The organism is Pseudomonas sp. LBUM1676 (assembly GCF_059695605.1).
Map to the genome: position 1 here is coordinate 2010129 of NZ_CP166777.1, position 16809 is coordinate 2026937.

Annotated in this window: 18 protein-coding genes and 1 tRNA gene; 7 read left to right on the top strand and 12 right to left on the bottom strand. The window is 57.2% G+C overall.

Annotated features, from left to right (window positions below; genetic code table 11):
* Window positions 1-21: 21 nt before the first annotated feature.
* The 4 genes from pheT (at window position 22) to ACA041_RS09450 (ending at window position 3212) form a co-directional block, all read left to right on the top strand.
* Window positions 22-2403 carry a phenylalanine--tRNA ligase subunit beta gene (gene pheT, locus ACA041_RS09435; protein ID WP_497440848.1) on the top strand — a complete coding sequence of 794 codons (2382 nt, stop codon included), beginning with the start codon at window positions 22-24 and terminating at the stop codon, window positions 2401-2403.
* A gap of 3 nt (window positions 2404-2406) precedes the next feature.
* Window positions 2407-2709, top strand: coding sequence for an integration host factor subunit alpha (ihfA, locus tag ACA041_RS09440; RefSeq protein ID WP_002553164.1), 303 nt, complete (start codon window positions 2407-2409; stop codon window positions 2707-2709).
* On the top strand, window positions 2690-3046 hold the full coding sequence (locus ACA041_RS09445) for a MerR family transcriptional regulator (protein WP_003179985.1): 357 nt from the start codon (window positions 2690-2692) through the stop codon (window positions 3044-3046). The genes ihfA and ACA041_RS09445 overlap by 20 nt, the downstream gene beginning before the upstream one ends.
* 89 nt (window positions 3047-3135) lie before the next feature.
* Window positions 3136-3212, top strand: a tRNA-Pro gene (locus ACA041_RS09450).
* 937 nt (window positions 3213-4149) lie between these two features.
* Here the strand turns inward: ACA041_RS09450 and ACA041_RS09455 are convergent.
* From ACA041_RS09455 to ACA041_RS09485, 7 genes are all read right to left on the bottom strand, one after another.
* Window positions 4150-5082 carry a TIGR03571 family LLM class oxidoreductase gene (locus ACA041_RS09455; RefSeq protein ID WP_497440849.1) on the bottom strand — a complete coding sequence of 311 codons (933 nt, stop codon included), beginning with the start codon at window positions 5080-5082 and terminating at the stop codon, window positions 4150-4152.
* 275 nt (window positions 5083-5357) lie between these two features.
* Window positions 5358-5777, bottom strand: a complete 420-nt coding sequence (locus ACA041_RS09460) for an SRPBCC family protein (RefSeq protein ID WP_497440850.1) — start codon at window positions 5775-5777, stop codon at window positions 5358-5360.
* Window positions 5778-5911: 134 nt separating this feature from the next.
* Entirely contained in the window at window positions 5912-7123 is a 1212-nt protein-coding gene (locus tag ACA041_RS09465) for an MFS transporter (protein ID WP_497440851.1), read from the bottom strand.
* Window positions 7120-7512, bottom strand: coding sequence for a GlcG/HbpS family heme-binding protein (locus tag ACA041_RS09470; protein WP_497440852.1), 393 nt, complete (start codon window positions 7510-7512; stop codon window positions 7120-7122). The genes ACA041_RS09465 and ACA041_RS09470 overlap by 4 nt, the downstream gene beginning before the upstream one ends.
* 84 nt (window positions 7513-7596) lie before the next feature.
* Window positions 7597-8316, bottom strand: a complete 720-nt coding sequence (locus ACA041_RS09475) for an IclR family transcriptional regulator (RefSeq protein WP_497440853.1) — start codon at window positions 8314-8316, stop codon at window positions 7597-7599.
* 79 nt (window positions 8317-8395) lie between these two features.
* The gene (locus tag ACA041_RS09480) at window positions 8396-8611 is read right to left on the bottom strand and encodes a hypothetical protein (protein ID WP_497440854.1); all 216 of its coding nucleotides are present in this window, start codon (window positions 8609-8611) and stop codon (window positions 8396-8398) included.
* Window positions 8612-8677: 66 nt separating this feature from the next.
* Window positions 8678-9187, bottom strand: a complete 510-nt coding sequence (locus ACA041_RS09485; RefSeq protein ID WP_497440855.1) for an MFS transporter — start codon at window positions 9185-9187, stop codon at window positions 8678-8680.
* Between ACA041_RS09485 and ACA041_RS09490 the strand changes: the two genes are divergently transcribed.
* Entirely contained in the window at window positions 9167-9850 is a 684-nt protein-coding gene (locus ACA041_RS09490; protein WP_497440856.1) for an AraC family ligand binding domain-containing protein, read from the top strand. The genes ACA041_RS09485 and ACA041_RS09490 overlap by 21 nt on opposite strands.
* Window positions 9851-9891: 41 nt before the next feature.
* Here ACA041_RS09490 and ACA041_RS09495 read toward each other — a convergent pair whose 3' ends face one another.
* The 3 genes from ACA041_RS09495 to ACA041_RS09505 form a co-directional block, all read right to left on the bottom strand.
* Window positions 9892-10203, bottom strand: a complete 312-nt coding sequence (locus ACA041_RS09495; RefSeq protein WP_497440857.1) for an ArsR/SmtB family transcription factor — start codon at window positions 10201-10203, stop codon at window positions 9892-9894.
* 57 nt (window positions 10204-10260) lie between these two features.
* A complete protein-coding gene (locus ACA041_RS09500) occupies window positions 10261-11382 on the bottom strand; it encodes an alkene reductase (protein WP_497442041.1) in 1122 nt (373 codons plus the stop codon).
* A gap of 825 nt (window positions 11383-12207) precedes the next feature.
* Entirely contained in the window at window positions 12208-13068 is an 861-nt protein-coding gene (locus ACA041_RS09505) for a type 1 glutamine amidotransferase domain-containing protein (protein ID WP_497440858.1), read from the bottom strand.
* Between the two features lie 125 nt (window positions 13069-13193).
* On the opposite strand from ACA041_RS09505, the gene ACA041_RS09510 reads away from it, so the two are divergent.
* Window positions 13194-14099 (top strand): LysR family transcriptional regulator, encoded by a 906-nt coding sequence (locus tag ACA041_RS09510; RefSeq protein ID WP_497440859.1) that lies wholly within the window; start codon window positions 13194-13196, stop codon window positions 14097-14099.
* Window positions 14100-14122: 23 nt separating this feature from the next.
* Here ACA041_RS09510 and ACA041_RS09515 read toward each other — a convergent pair whose 3' ends face one another.
* Entirely contained in the window at window positions 14123-15223 is a 1101-nt protein-coding gene (locus ACA041_RS09515; protein WP_497440860.1) for an alkene reductase, read from the bottom strand.
* 238 nt (window positions 15224-15461) lie between these two features.
* Between ACA041_RS09515 and ACA041_RS09520 the strand changes: the two genes are divergently transcribed.
* A complete protein-coding gene (locus ACA041_RS09520) occupies window positions 15462-16364 on the top strand; it encodes a LysR family transcriptional regulator (RefSeq protein ID WP_497440861.1) in 903 nt (300 codons plus the stop codon).
* 14 nt (window positions 16365-16378) lie between these two features.
* Here ACA041_RS09520 and ACA041_RS09525 read toward each other — a convergent pair whose 3' ends face one another.
* Window positions 16379-16798: an SRPBCC family protein gene (locus ACA041_RS09525; RefSeq protein ID WP_497440862.1), complete on the bottom strand. Its 420-nt coding sequence runs from the start codon at window positions 16796-16798 to the stop codon at window positions 16379-16381.
* Between the last annotated feature and the right edge of the window lie 11 nt (window positions 16799-16809).

Below are 16809 nucleotides of genomic sequence, written 5' to 3' on the forward strand. Positions count from 1 at the left end.
ACGAATTCTTAGGAGAGCAGGATGAAATTCAGTGAAAAATGGCTGCGTGGCTGGGTTAGCCCGCAGGTAGGTCGCGACGAGCTGGTTGCCCGTCTGTCGATGGCCGGTCTTGAGGTCGATAGCGTTACGCCGGCCGCCGGCGAATTCACCGGTGTGGTGGTGGGCGAGGTACTGAGCACCGAGCAGCACCCGGACGCCGACAAGCTGCGCGTGTGCCAGGTCAGCAATGGCGCGGAGACCTTCCAGGTGGTTTGCGGCGCACCCAACGTGCGCCCGGGCCTGAAAATCCCGTTCGCCATGATCGGTGCCGAGCTGCCAGGCGACTTCAAGATCAAGAAAGCCAAGCTGCGTGGCGTCGAGTCCAACGGCATGCTGTGCTCGCAAGCCGAGCTGCAAGTCGGTGAAGGCAACGACGGCCTGATGGAATTGCCGGCCGATGCACCGGTTGGCGAAGACATTCGTGAATACCTGGGCCTGGACGACTCGAGCATCGAAGTCGACCTGACCCCCAACCGCGGCGACTGCCTGTCCCTGGCCGGTCTGGCCCGTGAAGTCGGCGCGCTGTACGACGCCGCAGTCACCCGTCCGGTCATCGCCACCGTTCCAGCCGTGCACGACGAAGTGCGTTCGGTTGAAGTGCTGGCGCCCGCCGCCTGCCCGCGTTACCTGGGCCGTGTGATCCGTAATGTCGACTTGTCCAAGGCGACGCCGCTGTGGATGGTCGAGCGCCTGCGCCGTGCCGACGTGCGCAGCATCGACGCCGCCGTCGACATCACCAACTACGTGATGCTGGAACTGGGTCAACCGCTGCACGCGTTCGATCTCGCCGAAATCAATGGCGGCATCCGCGTGCGCATGGCCGAAGAAGGCGAGAAGCTGGTACTGCTCGACGGTCAGGAAGTCAGCCTGCGTAGCGATACCCTGGTGATTGCCGACCACACCCGCGCCCTGGCCATCGCCGGCGTCATGGGTGGCGAGCACAGCGGTGTCAACACCGCGACCACCCGCGACGTATTCCTCGAAAGCGCGTTCTTCGACCAGATCGCCGTCGCCGGCAAGGCCCGTTCCTACGGCCTGCACACCGACGCCTCGCACCGCTACGAGCGTGGCGTGGACTGGCAACTGGCTCGTGAAGCCATGGAGCGCGCCACTGGCCTGCTGCTGGAAATCACCGGCGGCGAAGCCGGCCCGATCATCGAAACCGTCAGCGAACAGCACCTGCCGAAGATCGCCCCGGTCACCCTGCGTGCCCAGCGCATCACCCAGATGCTCGGCATGGAAATGGCCCCGGCCGAAGTCGAGCGTCTGCTCAACGGCTTGGGTTTGACCGTTTCCGCCGACGGGGCAGGGCAGTGGCGCGTAGAAGTGCCAAGCCATCGCTTCGACATCAGCCTGGAAGTCGACCTGATCGAAGAACTGGCCCGCCTGTACGGCTACAACCGTCTGCCGGTTCGCTACCCGCAAGCTCGCCTGGCACCGCAAGCCAAGGCTGAAGCCCGTAGCGATTTGCCTGAGTTGCGTCGTTTGCTGGTGGCCCGTGGCTATCAGGAAGCGATCACCTACAGCTTCATCGATCCGAAACAATTCGAGTTGTTTAATCCGGGTGTCGAACCGCTGCTGCTGGCCAACCCGATCTCCAACGACATGGCCGCCATGCGCTCGTCGCTGTGGCCGGGTCTGGTCAAGGCACTGCAACACAACCTGAACCGCCAGCAGGATCGCGTCCGCCTGTTCGAAAGCGGCCTGCGCTTCGTCGGTCAGCTGGAAGGCCTGAAGCAAGAGCCGATGCTCGCTGGCGTGGTATGCGGCAGCCGCCTGCCGGAAGGCTGGGCACAAGGTCGCGATGTCGTCGACTTCTTCGACGTCAAGGCTGACGTGGAAGCGGTACTGGGCTTTGCCGGTGCCCTGGATTCATTCACCTTCGTGCCGGGCAAACACCCTGCGCTGCACCCGGGTCAAACCGCGCGCATCGAACGTGAAGGTCGCCTGGTCGGCTTCGTCGGCGCCATCCACCCCGAATTGTCGAAAACCCTCGGTCTCGACCGTCCGGTCTTCGTCTTCGAGCTGGTTCTGGCCGAAGTGGCGTTGGGTAAAATGCCTAAATTCCAGGAGTTATCGCGCTTTCCTGAAGTGCGACGTGACCTGGCGCTGATCGCGGACAAAAACGTTGCGGCCGCGGCCGTACTGGACGTAATCCGTGAAAATGCAGGCGAATGGCTGACAGACCTCAGGCTATTTGACGTGTATCAGGGTAAAGGCATTGATCCTGATAGAAAAAGCCTTGCAGTCGGCTTGACCTGGCAGCATCCATCGCGCACTCTTAATGACGATGAGGTGAATACCACGACGCAAAACATCCTCACCTCGCTCGAACAAAGGTTGAACGCCACGTTAAGGAAGTGACGTATGGGGGCTTTGACGAAAGCTGAGATGGCGGAACGTCTGTATGAAGAGCTGGGCCTGAACAAACGGGAAGCCAAGGAATTGGTCGAACTGTTTTTTGAAGAAATCAGGCACGCTCTTGAAGACAACGAACAAGTCAAATTGTCCGGTTTCGGCAATTTCGACCTTCGGGACAAACGCCAGCGGCCTGGCCGCAATCCGAAAACGGGGGAAGAAATCCCGATCACGGCTCGCCGTGTGGTCACCTTTCGTCCAGGGCAGAAGTTGAAGGCCCGAGTTGAGGCTTATGCTGGAACCAAGTCATAACGACGAGCTACCCGTCATCCCCGGCAAACGCTACTTCACCATTGGTGAAGTCAGCGAGCTGTGCGCCGTAAAGCCGCACGTGCTGCGCTACTGGGAGCAGGAGTTTCCTCAACTCAACCCCGTCAAACGCCGCGGAAACCGCCGGTATTATCAGCGCCAGGACGTGCTGATGATCCGGCAGATCCGCGCGCTCCTTTACGATCAGGGGTTCACCATTGGCGGCGCACGCTTGCGTTTGTCCGGCGATGAAGCCAAAGATGACACCACCCAGTACAAACAGATGATCCGGCAGATGATTGCTGAATTGGAAGATGTGCTGGTTGTACTCAAGAAGTAAATTTCTGCTTTTAAATACTTCCAGTTTTCAAAAGCTTGCGATATATTCTTGAGCGTCCTTCGAGATGAGGGATGAGTTTCACGCCTAGTCGGGGCGTAGCGCAGTCCGGTAGCGCACTAGCATGGGGTGCTAGGGGTCGAGTGTTCGAATCACTCCGTCCCGACCATATTTTTCAATGACTTAGCCCAATCTGAAAAGGTTGGGCTTTTTCATGCCTGAAAAATACCCCCACATTTACCCCCACGGATTTTTCTGACTATTTTTATTTGGCTAAAGCTGGCAGAACCGGATAAAGGTTAGTCTTCAACAATATTTCAAAACGACACGGTGGTAGAGCAAGCGGCTTGGTGATTATCCTGGAGCGCTTTGGTCGCGAGATGGAAGGTAGATGTCGTGATGGCTATTTGATATTCTTGAGTGCATTGTCAAACTCCAAGGCAGTTATTGAGTTAGGCTATGCCCTCCGGCATTGTATAAATTTACCGTCATTTTCGAGGTTGGCCGTCAGGTTTCACAGCACCCAAGAGCTTCCGTAGATGGCAGTTGTAGAACGGTCCGCGGCCTTTAGGATTTTGCGCCGATCGCTTGCTCGTAGTCGGTGGCCAAGGGCGAAGGCATAGGCGTGAATTGTCTGCTGTAATGTGCATTCAAGCGGAATCAATAGGAAAGTGAATTCATAGTAGCGAGGGAAAGCTTGAGCTTATTTGTGGGTGCATTCGTTGAGCTTGTAGATCCTCCTTACGCTGAATGGGGGCCAAAACTCGGTGAACGCAACGGTGGCAATTGGATAACGGTTCCAGGTTCTCGAACCGTTCCGCCACCTGGGCATTACACCGCCACCCTATGCTTGCGGCACTGAGCGGCTTGGTCTCAGGAAATGGCCAGTGCACTGCCACGCTCGGAGTTGATAGTCATGCTGGGTGTCGGGCACAGTCCAACCATTGAACAACCGGCAATTGTTCTCCCTAAACTCATGACCTTTTTTACCTGACCAAATTCAACAATCGCGATGAATTTGAAACGGGTTTGAGGGAGTATCAAGCTGGAGCCAAGTGGCCTGAGCCCTGTTGAATACAGGACTCAGGCCGGTAGTGGGCAGCGAGTCAGACTACGCCGTGAAATCTGGGCAAAACGTACTCGGCAATCTCTTCAACCACCTCCACAACGGGTCGTTCGCTGTGACGCAGATGCAGGCCAACATGCTGCACACCCGACTCACGTAACGCCTCTAGCTCCTCGATGAGTGCCATGCGACCGCCGCGACCACCGAAACGCAGCGGTTTCATGGGCGAATGGGGATTGGCTTCAAGGTCCAGGTGCAAAAAGCTGATATAAGGTTTGTCAGCACCCACCTCACGCCAGAGCCCTACACGCCGACGATGTTCCTGCGGCGTTCCAGGGTAGGCGAGCCAACCATCCATGTGTTCTCCAATCCAGGCGGGTGATTGTTGGCCAAGTCCGGCAACCAGCAGGGGGAAGGGCTCTGCACGCTGCGGTAATAGTTGGGCTCCCTCCGGAAGACGTCCAGCGCCCTGGCTTTTCAACAGGTCAACAGTGCTGCGAAAATGCGCTCCCCGTTGGTCGTAGTCGACACCGAACAGTGGGTACTCCATCGGTCGATCGCCACTGGCCACCCCCAGTAGCAAGCGACCCCCGCTCAGCTCGTCGATGCTATTGGCAGCTTTGAGAGTCAACCACGGTTGTCGTAGCGGCAACACTACCGCGGCGGTGCCGAGCATGATGTTTTGAGTGATGCCGGCCAAATAGCCCAGGTAGGAAAAAGTCTCGAAAACCTGTGCAGCGTCTCCAAAGTTCGGATCATAGACCGGTACATCACGCACCCACAGGGCTCGAAAACCACTGTTGTCCGCCAATCGGGCCAGTTGGGCATGTTGCTTCAGGTCGGGGACGCCAAATGGGCGTTTTTCTGCCATACGCAAGCGTTGGCCGGCAGTGGACCAATCATTGTCCAGCGGTAATTCCAGTCCGATGGAGAAGTTGTTGGGGCCGAGTAAACGTTGAAAATGTGAGTTCATCAGGTCTCCTGCGCCTTGCATGATGCAGAGCTAACTCTACGGGTAATTGCCGGTAGTATCTGCGCCCCCAGCCGAGAGAAAAATGCATCGGCAAGCACAATAGTCTTGATCAAAATGCACGATTGGACCGCTTTCCCTGTCGGGATGAGGGGGGAGCTACGCCAAAGAAGCTCAGGGAAATAATGGCCTGGCGTTGCGACGTAACTTTCATGTCGATGTGATCCTGCACACACCGCAGCGCTTCAGTGCGGCGTTGCAGACCCCGACTGCCATTGTCAGTCCGTGGATTCGATGATGATTTTGAGACGCTCCAGTCCGGTGCGGTAGAGAACCTCGAAATGCTCCACTACCTCAGCTTCGTCAGCACCCTGAACCACAAAGGTACTGGACCAGCAAGCCAGCGTCCCGCCTTTGCCGTCATCCTGTGCTGACATCGTGCCGATATAGTCAGTGACGGGCGATGGGCCTTCCAGCAGGGCATAGCTGTAGCGTTTCTCCGCTTCGTCAAACGTGAGCAGGCGTTCGACGATGATCGCACCATCGGCGGTTTTCAGATGGCGCAAGCGACCTGCGTCACTGAGGGTGCTGCTGGCAATGACATCAAGCCAGCGGGGCAGCCAATCAAAGCCACCGAGAAGTGACCAGACGTGTTCGACGGGGCGTTCAATAGTAATCCGGACCTGGACGTCACTCATGTTTTCACCTGTGGGGTGGAAGGGCATTCAAAGTTGAACTGACGCAACCCACCACATTGGCGGCGCTGATCAGCGGGTAAATCTACAAATAACGGAGCAGACGCTGGCAAAGCCTGTCGGACGCACGAATAGCCTTAACTGGCCGTCGAACGGGGGCGATGCAAGCCTGGGTCTTTTCGGTTGAGCGACACCAGCCAGACCAGCGGCAACTGTGCAAGGATCACAGTCACAACACCTGTCCAGGGTGTGAGAGCAATCTGCCCGTTGTCGACCAGGGCACTGCCGCTGGTTTCTCCCAAGGCAATGCCCAGGTTGAAGCCTGAAATGTTTAGCGCCGAAGCGAACGCCACCGCGTGCGGGGTATAGCGCTCGGCGGTGGCCAGCATGCCGGCCTGGGCGGCGGGAGAGAGACCGAACGCCAGCGCCCCCCAGAAAAATAGCATCACCACCATCGGCAACTGATAGGGCAACAGCAGCGCGACCGCAGCCAGCACGAGTGCCAGTAGCATGAAGATTATTCGCAATGCCGGTTGCCAGCCCATCGTGGCCGCGAGTCGGCCCCCTACGAAATTACCGACCAGGGTCGCCGCGCCGAAAACGACCAACAGCAAACTGGCGCTCGCGGGGGAAAAGCCGCTGATGTCGGTGAGGATTGGTGTGATAAAGGTGAAGGCGGCAAAGCTTGAACCGAAACCCAACACCGTCACGGCCATCATCGCCAAAATGGCCGGGTGTCCGAGTGCCCCCAACTGAGTGACAGCTTTGCCCGACGGCGGCGTCGGCACGCTGGGCAACCACCGCGCGGTAGCCATCAAGGCCAGGGCGGCCAGCAGCGCGACCGCATAAAACGGCAATCGCCACCCCATCGCGTTACCCAGTAAGCTGCCAATCGGCACACCGATGACCATCGCGAGCGTCAGGCCGGCGAACATCACTGCGATGGCTTTGCTTGCCTGTCCCTTCGGGGCCAGGCTGGCGGCGACGGTGGCACCGATGGCAAAGAAGCTGCCATGAGCGAGCGCGGTGATGATGCGTCCTGCCAGTAACCAAGGGTAATCGGTGGAGAGCGCTGCCAGCAGATTCCCGCCCAGAAACAGCGCAATCAGCGCCAGCAGCACCGGTTTTCGCGGCAAGCGCGCCAGAGCCAGTACGGTCAGTGGTGTACCGAGCGCCAGCGCCAACGCGTACAGCCCGACCAGGTTTCCCGCGCACGCCAGGGGTATATCGAGGTCAGAAGCGATAGCCGGGAGAATGCCCACGACAATGAACTCGGCCATACCGATAGCGAAGGCTGTCACCGCCAGCGCCAGCACGCCAGGGTGAATACGTTGCGTGGTCCGGTTCATGGCCGGCCCGCCGCCTGCAGGGCAATCACCTGGTCCGCCTCGACGGTGGCCCCGGCGACGCCAACGGCGCCGATGACCTTGCCGTGTTCATCACGCAGCACCACGCCACCACCAAAGCTGATCAGCCCACCGTTGGTGGCTTCCAGCGAGTAGATAGACCCGCCTGGTTGCGCTTCGGCGCCCAGTTCGGCACTGTCGGTACGAAACAACGCAGCCGTGCGCGCTTTTTTCAGCGAAACATCGATGGCGCCCGGCACGGCGTCATCCATGCGGACGAAATGGCGCAGAAGCCCGGCATCGTCGACCACGCTGATGCAGACGGCGAAGCCTTGATCCCGCGCCTGCGCTTGTGCACGGTTAATGACCTGCTGGGACAATTGCTCAAACATTCGGGACTCCATTGAATAAAACGACAGAACCGCGATGATCCCGACGATTGCTTTTCAAGGGAATATGCCCCAGGCCATTGACGGCTAAAGTTTGAGCATGTCGAACATTTCTCGCATGGCGTGGGTCGCCAGCTTGCACAATTCTGTCTTGGGCAAGCGTGAGACGGGCGCGGCAACACCGAGCGCCGCCACCACTCGACCTTGCAAGCGCAGGGGTAGGGCGACGCAGTTAAGCCCGGGCTCGGCTTCTTCGAGGTCTAACGCATAGCCATGGGTGACGATACCTGCCAACTCGATTTCGAGTTCCGCGGGTAGCAAGTCCGCTCGGCGCAGGCTGCGGCGCAAGTCCTCGTCAAAGGCCAGGAATATTTTACCGATGGCCGAGGTGGTCAGCCCCGCACGACGTCCACGCGGACTTGCAACGCGCAAATTGCCGCTGCCTTCCAGGGCATCCATATAAAGGTATTCGCGAGTACCGCAGGGCACCGCGAGGAAACAGGTTTCACCACTGTGTTCGGCCAGCGTGCGTAGCGCAGGGGCAAAGGCTTCACGCAGCAACGCATCTGCGTCGCTCAACGGTTGAGCAATTTCGCGCAGGCGTAAACCTAGAGCATAGTGGGTGCCGCGGCGGGCAATGTAGCCCAGGGCGGCCAGCGTATTGAGCAAGCCGTGCAAGGTGCTTTTGTGCAAACCGGATTGCGCCGCAAGGTCCACCAACCGGATTTCGCCCCCTGCCGCTGCGATGGTTTCAAGGATCATCATCGCGCGTTCGACGGACTGTATGCCTTTGTTCTCGTTGATCATGTGAGGGACGTTCGTTTGCCTGCAATGAGTCTGAGTTCCACGAGGCGTAGTTCCTCGTGGTTTGGCGAAAGCCCGGCTATCAGGTTCTCACAGGTTCTTGACGCGCGGGGGCGCGACGACTGCCCATGAGTCGCATGATTATCCATGCAGTCAGGTAAGAACTCGCGCAAACGATGAAAATCAGGTTGTAGCCGAGGGTGAGATTTTCCATTGTTTTGTAGTGCTCCAGAACAAGGCCGACGATAAACGGAAAGATCATCCCGCCCACAGACCCTGCCGTGCCACCGATGCCCATGACCGAGGCGACCTGCGAGCGTGGGAAATTGTCCGCCACGGTGGTGAACAGGTTGGCTGACCATCCCTAATGCGCAGCCGCTGCGAGGCTCAGCAGACCGACCATGACCCACATGTTGTCGACGTAGCTGGAGAATCCGATCGGTAAAACCAATACCGCCATGATCAGCATTGCGCTGTTGCGGGCTTTTTGTGTTGACCACCCGGCGCTGATCATTCTCGACGATATCCAGCCACCACCCACACTGCCGATGGATGTCGCGCAGTAGACGATCATCAGCGGCAGGCCGAGGTGTTTGAGGTCCAGTTCGAAGCGACTGGAGAAGTAGGACGGCAACCAGAACAACATGAACCACCAGATCGGATCGGTGAGGAACTTGCCGGTGACAAACACCCAGGTCGAGCGCAGCTTCAGCAGATCGGCCCATTTGACCTTGTCGACGGGTTCAACCTGAGCAACCTGATTGATGTAGGCCAACTCGCCGGCACTGATCCGTGGATGTGCGGTAGGGGAGTGATAAAAAATCTTCCAGAAACACCTGGCACGATCCAGCCTATGCCTGCGGGTGAAGTACACGACGGTATTAGCGCCGGTGACGACTCCTACACGCTCAAGACATTTCGAGTTTCTGTTGATCTGCTGAGCGGTATCACCGAAGAAATCACTGGGCAAGATCAGTTCCCCGCATTGGGTGCTGCGGTGCTCCATGATCCTTCGCTTGCGGGTCATCTTGTTCGGTTGCACGATGCGTTGCAGGCAGGTCAGGAGTCTGAGCCGCTGGAGGTGCAATCAGAATGGCTGATGCTGCTGGACCGGCTCTTCAGTCAAACGCGCATGATCAAGCCGCAGTTCGTCAAAGGGACGCTCACGCCCGTGCAGTGGCTGCGGGTGAGGGATTACTGTGATGTGCATCTAGCCGAAAAGATAACCTTGGAAGAACTCGCCGCGCTTTGTTGTCTCGAACGTTTTCACTTCCTGAAGCTGTTCAAGCAAACGGTCGGAATGACGCCTCTTGCTTGGCTTGTGAGGCTAAGACTGGAGCGGGCCTGCATACTGCTAAGTCATACACTCCACTGCTTGACGCAAGTAGCGCAGGAGGTTTTTACGATCAGAGCCATTTCAACAGAGCATTTAGACAGGCGTTCGGTGTCGCCCCTTCGCAATACTGATCTGTTTCGCATCAGCGCTCTGCTGAACACCATAATTAAGCCCATAGGTCTGGCATCATGCCAGCCATGAGGCTCCCTTCGATCTCAGTCAGTAATGCCTAGGGGCAGGGCTCAAACGTTCAACTCGGAATGCAATTCGGACAACGCGACAAAAAGTTGCTCATCGTTCCGCTTGTAGTAAGTCCATTTTCCAATTTTTGTTGCTGTCACGAAATCCATGTCTTGAAGAACCTTTAGGCAAAGGGATGTTGCAGGTTGCGACATCCCCGCTTTGTCTTGGATCAAGCTTGCGCATACACCGTATACGTTGAAGTCATAGAGCTGGCTGTAGCTCTCGAAAGACTTGTGCGGATTTGCCAGCCAGGCGAGTACAGCTCGTCGGGTCGGATGAGACAAGACCTTAAGTGCTTCGCTTAGCTCCATAAACCTTGGACCTTGACTTTAATGTGGGGCTGCCCCATTTGGTGACCGCGCACGCTATCAGGTGCTGTGCGGATAGTCGATGTATCCCCGCTCCCCACCGCCATACAGAGTTGAAGGATCTACGGGGTTTAGGGGTTGGTCTTCTTTGAAACGTTGCGGTAGGTCTGGGTTTGCGATGAACGTGCGTCCGAAGCCGAAAAAGTCGCCGTAACCAGTCGAGAGAATGCGCTTGGCTTTCTCGTGAGTGTAGTTACCGGCATACATGATTGGGCCCGAGAACGTATCACGCAGTGCCTGTCGGAATGAATCTGGAAGATCAGGGCTATTGTCCCAATCTGCTTCTGCAATTGAAAGGTACCCGATGCGCAAGCCTTCCAGTATTTTGGTCGCTTCGACGTAAGTCTCGTGCGGATCTTTTTCGACCAGCCCCAAATAGACCCGTTCTTCATCCGTCGATTCAAACAACGGCGCGAAGCGTACACCAACGCGCTCGTTTCCGAATACACCGATGACTGCTTCAGTCACTTCACGTAGGAACCGCAGTCGGTTTGTGAGTGGTCCCCCGTACTCGTCAGTTCTGCGATTAGTGTGCTCTGAGATGAATTGGTTGATGAGGTATCCATTGGCGGAGTGCAGCTCAACGCCATCGAACCCCGCACGCTTCGCATTTTGAGCGGCTCGGCGATAAAGCTCTACCAACTCCTTAACCTGAAGAGTAGTCAATTCTTGCGGCATGCTCGGATCTGCTAATTTTCCCTGGTTAGGGCCGGTTTCAATGAATACTTTAACGTTGGTCGCACGGATAGCGGAAGGCGCAATTGGAGGCTGATTATCTGGCTGCAAGCTGACGTGGGAAACGCGGCCAACGTGCCAGAGTTGGCAGAAGATGGTGCCACCCTCGGCATGAACTGCTTCGGTCACCTGACGCCAGCCTTCGACCTGTTCGTCACTGTAAATACCGGGCGTCCAAGCATAGCCTTGGCCGCGTGGCTCGATCTGAGAACCTTCGGTGACCATGAAGCCAGCTGTAGCGCGTTGGCGGTAGTACGCTGCCATGAGCGAGTTCGGTACGTTGCCTGGCTGCGAGCTTCTGGAACGAGTCAGTGGGGGTAATACGATACGATTTCGAAGCACCATGCTGCCAAGGTTCATAGGATCAAAAAGATTGCGAGAGGACATTGTTGAGCCCATAAGGGTAGGTGAGTGTGCAAATACATTAACACATAAGAATGTGTAAATGTGTTGTTGCGACGCGTTCATTCGTATTCCCATGTCGCATGGATTGGCAAAAAAATCCCAGCTTCGTGCAGTTAACAACTGGGCAGCGCGGATGCCCCAAAGTGCATCCAAGGCTCATGTGGCGGACAGTTCGCGGCTGTATTTTCAGCTTCCCGATGGAGGAGGACGTCTCCTGCGACGAGATTTCGCCAGTTCCGTAAAGCGCTCAATTTTTTACAAGTGTCGGAGCAGGCGTGTCCCTTACCTTGACGCCATTGAGAGCGGAAGTGGCGACCACCTCCATCCATTAGTACGGGTCGAGAAACGAAATCTGCATTGAGGTAAAGAAATGACGCAACTCGCTTACTACAGCAGCGATGAACTGACGATGCGCACTCAGGTGTTGCATTGCTCCTCAGTCGATGACGAAGAAGTAGCTGCCGGAGTTTTGTTTCTGGTGGGGCCTTCAGTATAACCAAGGCAACTACAGCGATGACAAGTCTGGCTAGTCATTTTTACTCATTCCATTATTCCTTCCGCTTCAGTGGTATTTACGGACGAAAAGCCGGGAGATGCTGCGCTTGTCTGCCAACGTGCCCATAGAGTCGTACGTTTTTATAGTGGTAAATAACTGCTTGACCGACTAGTCGTAGCTTTCCTTTCATTTGTGCCTCCATTTCACAAGTGGAGGCGCTTCAGGCCACCGCCTATATGTTGCGCTAGCGGCGGCCTGAAGCAAGGCCCGGCACTGTAATGTCCTTGCAAAAACGCGATTTTTTGAATCGATCAGCCTTTCGCTTGGCTCTGGGTTTTCAGGCGCTCGAGTATCACCTTTCCCACGTCTAGCGCTGAACCAGGGTTTTGCCCGGTCACCAGTTCGCGGTCGATGACGACATGGGTGCTCCACGGCGAGGTGTTGCTGCTGTAGACGCCTCCCGCTTGTTCCAGCGCCGTTTGCGGATAGAACTTCATTGCGCCGCCATTCAACAAGCCCTTGGCCAGTTCCTCTTCCTGATTGCTGATAACCGTGAATTTATAGCCGGCGTAGGTCCAGCCTTTTGTCGAGGCGTTGCCGCCGGTTTCGAGTTGTCGGGTGAAAGCGGCCGGGTCGGCCAGGGTCGACAGCAGGGCAATCGGGCCGTGGCAGACGAGGGCGGTGGTCTTGCCGTTGTCATGGAAGTTGTTCAGCAGTTTGCCCAGCGCGGCGCTGTGCAGCAGGTCCTGCATCGGCGCGTGGCCGCCGGGGACGTAGACGGCATCGAACTGTTCGTAGCCGATCTGTTCGACCCGCGCCAGGCTGATGACCGGCGACTCACCCGTCGAGGTGATTTTCAGTTGATCCAGCAGCGCTTTGTGCGCCTGCAAGACCGCGACGTCATTGTTGAAATACATCTTGTCGTTGGACGATTGGTCCAGGGTCGGTGCCTTGCCGGTCGGGGTGGCGAAGGTCACTGAGTGCCCGGCATCGAGCAGCAGTTTCACCGGTTGCATCAGTTCGTTCAGGTAGAACCCGGTGGCGAAGACCTTGTTGTCCTTGAGGTCGAGGTGGTCGGAGTCTGACAACACGATCAGGACATTGCTGGCCTGTGCGTTGAAGGCGGCAGCGGAAATGGTCATTGCAAGAGCGAGTCTGGCGATAGGGCGCATGGGAGATCCCGAACAGTGAGTTGTGATTGATCCAGCGGTCGCTTGATCGATCACGCAACTATATTCATGCCTCCATGGGCGATAAACTCGCTGTAAAGGAAAGAACTTGTTCTTTGGAGGTAAGGGTGAGCCGTCGATTCGATTATCTCGCGGACGTTGAAGTGTTCGTCACCGTGGTGGAAAAGGGCTCGTTGAGCGCCGGCGCAGTGTTTCTGGCGACCACGCCGTCGGTGGTCAGCCGGGCGATCTCTCGCCTGGAAGCGCGCCTCGGCGTCCAGCTGCTGCGACGCACGACCCGGCGGCTGAGCCTGACCGAGGCGGGCCTGCTTTACCTTGAACAATCCCGCGCGGCATTCGCGCTAATCGATGATGCCGAGCGGACGATCCAGGGGCAGGAAGGCGAGTTGACCGGTCGTGTGCGGCTCAGTGTGCCGACGACCTACGGGCATTACCGGTTGCCGCCATTGCTGTCTCGCTTTACCCGGCAGTACCCGCAGGTGCGCATCGAGTTGAGCATCAGCAATCGGAATGTGGACCTGGTGGCGGAAGGGTATGACCTGGCGATTCGTCTCGGGCAATTGCCGGACAGTGGCCTGATCGGCCGCAAGCTTGAAGACGCGGGTTTGTGCCTGGTCGCCGCGCCGGAGTACCTGAGCCGTGCCGGCACACCGCGCAGTGTCGACGAACTGTCGGCGCATGCCTGCCTGCCGTTTGTGATGCCCAGCAGCGGCCGCGTCGGGCCCTGGCTGTTCCGCGAACAGGGGGTGGATCGGGAGTGGATACCCGAGGCGAATGTTCAGGTGTCCGACGACGTGCTGGGCATTGTGTCTCTGGCCGAGCACGGCATGGGGATCTGCCAGACCTACGACTTTATTGTCCGCGAACGGATTCAAAGTGGACGCCTGGTCCCGCTGCTCGAACAGTCGGGTGGACGGTCCCGACCGTTCTCGGTGATTTATCCACCCCATCGCCAATTGTCGGCGACGGCGCGGGCGCTGATCGACTTCCTGACACAGGAGGTGGCTGACTAAGCCAGCACACCACTCAAATAACTTCAAATGATCAAGTAGTTCGGGTAATCGGTATACCCCTTTGCTCCACCGCCATAGCTCAGTGCCCGGTCTGGTTCTAACAGCGGCCAGTCATTTTTCAGGCGTTCAACCAGATCAGGGTTCGCGATGAAAGGCTCGCCGAACGCTGCAATGTCGACCAACCCATCTCGTAGGAATTCCTCCGCGCGCTCTTTGGTCATGCCCCCTGCGAGAACCAGTATTCCGTGGTAGCGGCTGCGAAATTTTTTCAGAAAATCGCCTGGAATCGGCGAGCTGCCACGCGACAGCTGATCCATGAAATGGACGTAGGCCAATCCACGCCTGGAAAGCTGATCGGCAACATACAGGTAGGTCTCTTCGACATCCTCGTACAGCCCCATATCGAACAGGCCACCAAAGGGCGACAGGCGTATGGCCGTGCGTTGCGCACCAATTCGCTCAATGACGCTATCGACCACTTCCAACAAGAAGCGTGAGCGGTTTTCGAGGGTGTCGCTGCGGTACTCATCCGTGCGGTCATTGACCAGCGGATTGAGGAACTGCTCGATCAGATAGCCGTTGGCACCATGCAGCTCAATGCCATCGAAGCCGGCATCAATAGCATTGGCGGCTGCCTGAGCAAAGTCACCAATCACCTCTTTGACTTCGTGAGTGCTGAGGGCGCGGGGTTTGGAGACAGCGACCGGCCCGGGTTCGCCACGCTCGGTCATGCCCCAGGCCTGGGAGTCGCGGGCAATCTGAGCGGTCGAGCTGACCGGCGCAATACCGTCTGGTTGAATGCTGACATGGGAGACGCGCCCGACATGCCATAGCTGCGTGAAGATAACACCGCCGGCATCGTGGACCGCTTGAGTCACTTTTCTCCAGCCATTGATCTGTGGCTTGGTGTAGATGCCGGGGATAGCTAGAAACCCTTCGGCCGAGCGCGAAATCGGAGTGCCCTCGGTAATGATCAATCCAGCGCTGGCTCGTTGGCTGTAGTAAAGCGCAGTGAGATCGGTGGCAACGCCATCCGGCGCACGCGCCCGGGTCATAGGCGCCATGGCGATGCGATTGCGCAACGTCAACGCGCCGACATGGCAGGGTTCAAATAATGAGTTCATGGGATCCCGTCCTTTCCTGGTGATCCTCAAAAAGGTAGGTGCATTGATGCCGACTGATAATCCAACGTGGCTGAAAATGATCTGTGAGGCCATTTCACAAGTTAGAAAGCACGGGCCTGGATAGCCCATGTTATGAATGTATTTCACAAGTCTAATGAACAATAAACCAATTATTCCGACGTATCCTTCCGTGTCGCTTGTGATATTTTTTCACTAATCGATGAAGTGGAGAAAAGACGTGGATAACAGAGCGGGCGAGATGCTGGTATTTGTGCGGGTCGTCGATGCCGGCAGCTTTTCGCAAGCGGCGCGTCAGATGCTGATGACACCATCAACAGTCAGTAAGCTGATTGTTCGTCTGGAGTTGCGTCTGGGCGTTCGTCTGCTTGAGCGCTCCACACGTAAACTGTCGCTGACCGATGAGGGACGTATTTACTACGAACGCAGTAACGCTTTGCTGGCAGAACTCGATGATGTCGAAAGAGTGTTGGCACAAGGCGCACAGAAAGCACGCGGAACCGTGCGAATCAATGCATCGGTAGCGTTTGGCACGCTGGCAATCGAACCCAACTTGCCGGCCTTCTGGGAAGCCCATCCCAACATTCAGATCAACCTGTCCTTGTCCGATGACATCGTCGACATGTACCTAGATCGAACCGACATTGCCTTCCGGGTAGGTGTATTAAATGATTCAACGCTACGAGCGAGGAAGATCGGTATCGCTCGGCGAAAGATCGTTGCATCCCCGGCATATCTGGAAAAATACGGCCTTCCCGACACCCTCGAAGACCTCGCCGAGCATAATTGTCTGAGCTTCAACTTTCGGCGTTCCAGCCCCGTGTGGCCCATGCATCAGAGTGGCCGCATAGTTGATCGGATCGTCCAGGGCAACCTGCAAGCCAACAATGGCGAGACCGTTAGGCGTATGGCTATCGCGGGGGTGGGGATTGCCCGATTGGCGGACTTTCACATCGATGAGGATCTCGCCGCTGGCCGGTTGATCGAGCTACTCGCGCAAACCGGCCATGACTGCGAGGAAGTCCATGCGCTGTATCAGGGAGGACAGCATGTGCCCCAGCGTATCCGAACGTTCCTCGACTTTATGGTGCCGCGACTGCAAGCGTTCATGAATCGGGGGTGAGCCGCGTACCGTCGTCAGTCCGTGGATTCGACGATCGCCTTCAGGCGCTCCAGTCCTGCGCGGTAAAGTACCTCGAAATGCCCGATGACCTCGGCCTCATCTGCGCCCTGGACGAGAAAAGTGCTGGACCAGGACGCCAGTGTCCCCCCGTTGCCATCGTCCTTCGCTGACATCGCGCCTACATAATCAGTGACTGGCGAAGGCCCCTCAAGCAGGGCGTAGCTGTAGTGCTTTTCGTCTTCGTCGAACGTGAGCAAACGCTCGACAATGATCGCACCGTCGGCGGTTTTCAGGTGACGCAAACGTCCGCCATCACTGAGGGTGCTGCTTGCGATGACATTGAGCCAGCGAGGTAGCCAATCAAACCCGCCAAGTAGCGCCCATACCTGTTCGGCAGGACGTGCAATGCTAATCAAGATACGGACTTCACTCATGTTTTTACCTG

Bases quoted from the DNA above. Each gene is read 5' to 3' on its own strand.
- pheT (WP_497440848.1), top strand. From the start codon at position 22: ATGAAATTCAGTGAAAAATGGCTGCGTGGCTGGGTTAGCCCGCAGGTA.
- ihfA (WP_002553164.1), top strand. From the start codon at position 2,407: ATGGGGGCTTTGACGAAAGCTGAGATGGCGGAACGTCTGTATGAAGAG.
- ACA041_RS09445 (WP_003179985.1), top strand. From the start codon at position 2,690: ATGCTGGAACCAAGTCATAACGACGAGCTACCCGTCATCCCCGGCAAA.
- ACA041_RS09455 (WP_497440849.1), bottom strand. From the start codon at position 5,082: ATGAACTCACATTTTCAACGTTTACTCGGCCCCAACAACTTCTCCATC.
- ACA041_RS09460 (WP_497440850.1), bottom strand. From the start codon at position 5,777: ATGAGTGACGTCCAGGTCCGGATTACTATTGAACGCCCCGTCGAACAC.
- ACA041_RS09465 (WP_497440851.1), bottom strand. From the start codon at position 7,123: ATGAACCGGACCACGCAACGTATTCACCCTGGCGTGCTGGCGCTGGCG.
- ACA041_RS09470 (WP_497440852.1), bottom strand. From the start codon at position 7,512: ATGTTTGAGCAATTGTCCCAGCAGGTCATTAACCGTGCACAAGCGCAG.
- ACA041_RS09475 (WP_497440853.1), bottom strand. From the start codon at position 8,316: ATGATCAACGAGAACAAAGGCATACAGTCCGTCGAACGCGCGATGATG.
- ACA041_RS09480 (WP_497440854.1), bottom strand. From the start codon at position 8,611: ATGGGCATCGGTGGCACGGCAGGGTCTGTGGGCGGGATGATCTTTCCG.
- ACA041_RS09490 (WP_497440856.1), top strand. From the start codon at position 9,167: ATGCCTGCGGGTGAAGTACACGACGGTATTAGCGCCGGTGACGACTCC.
- ACA041_RS09495 (WP_497440857.1), bottom strand. From the start codon at position 10,203: ATGGAGCTAAGCGAAGCACTTAAGGTCTTGTCTCATCCGACCCGACGA.
- ACA041_RS09500 (WP_497442041.1), bottom strand. From the start codon at position 11,382: ATGTCCTCTCGCAATCTTTTTGATCCTATGAACCTTGGCAGCATGGTG.
- ACA041_RS09505 (WP_497440858.1), bottom strand. From the start codon at position 13,068: ATGCGCCCTATCGCCAGACTCGCTCTTGCAATGACCATTTCCGCTGCC.
- ACA041_RS09515 (WP_497440860.1), bottom strand. From the start codon at position 15,223: ATGAACTCATTATTTGAACCCTGCCATGTCGGCGCGTTGACGTTGCGC.
- ACA041_RS09525 (WP_497440862.1), bottom strand. From the start codon at position 16,798: ATGAGTGAAGTCCGTATCTTGATTAGCATTGCACGTCCTGCCGAACAG.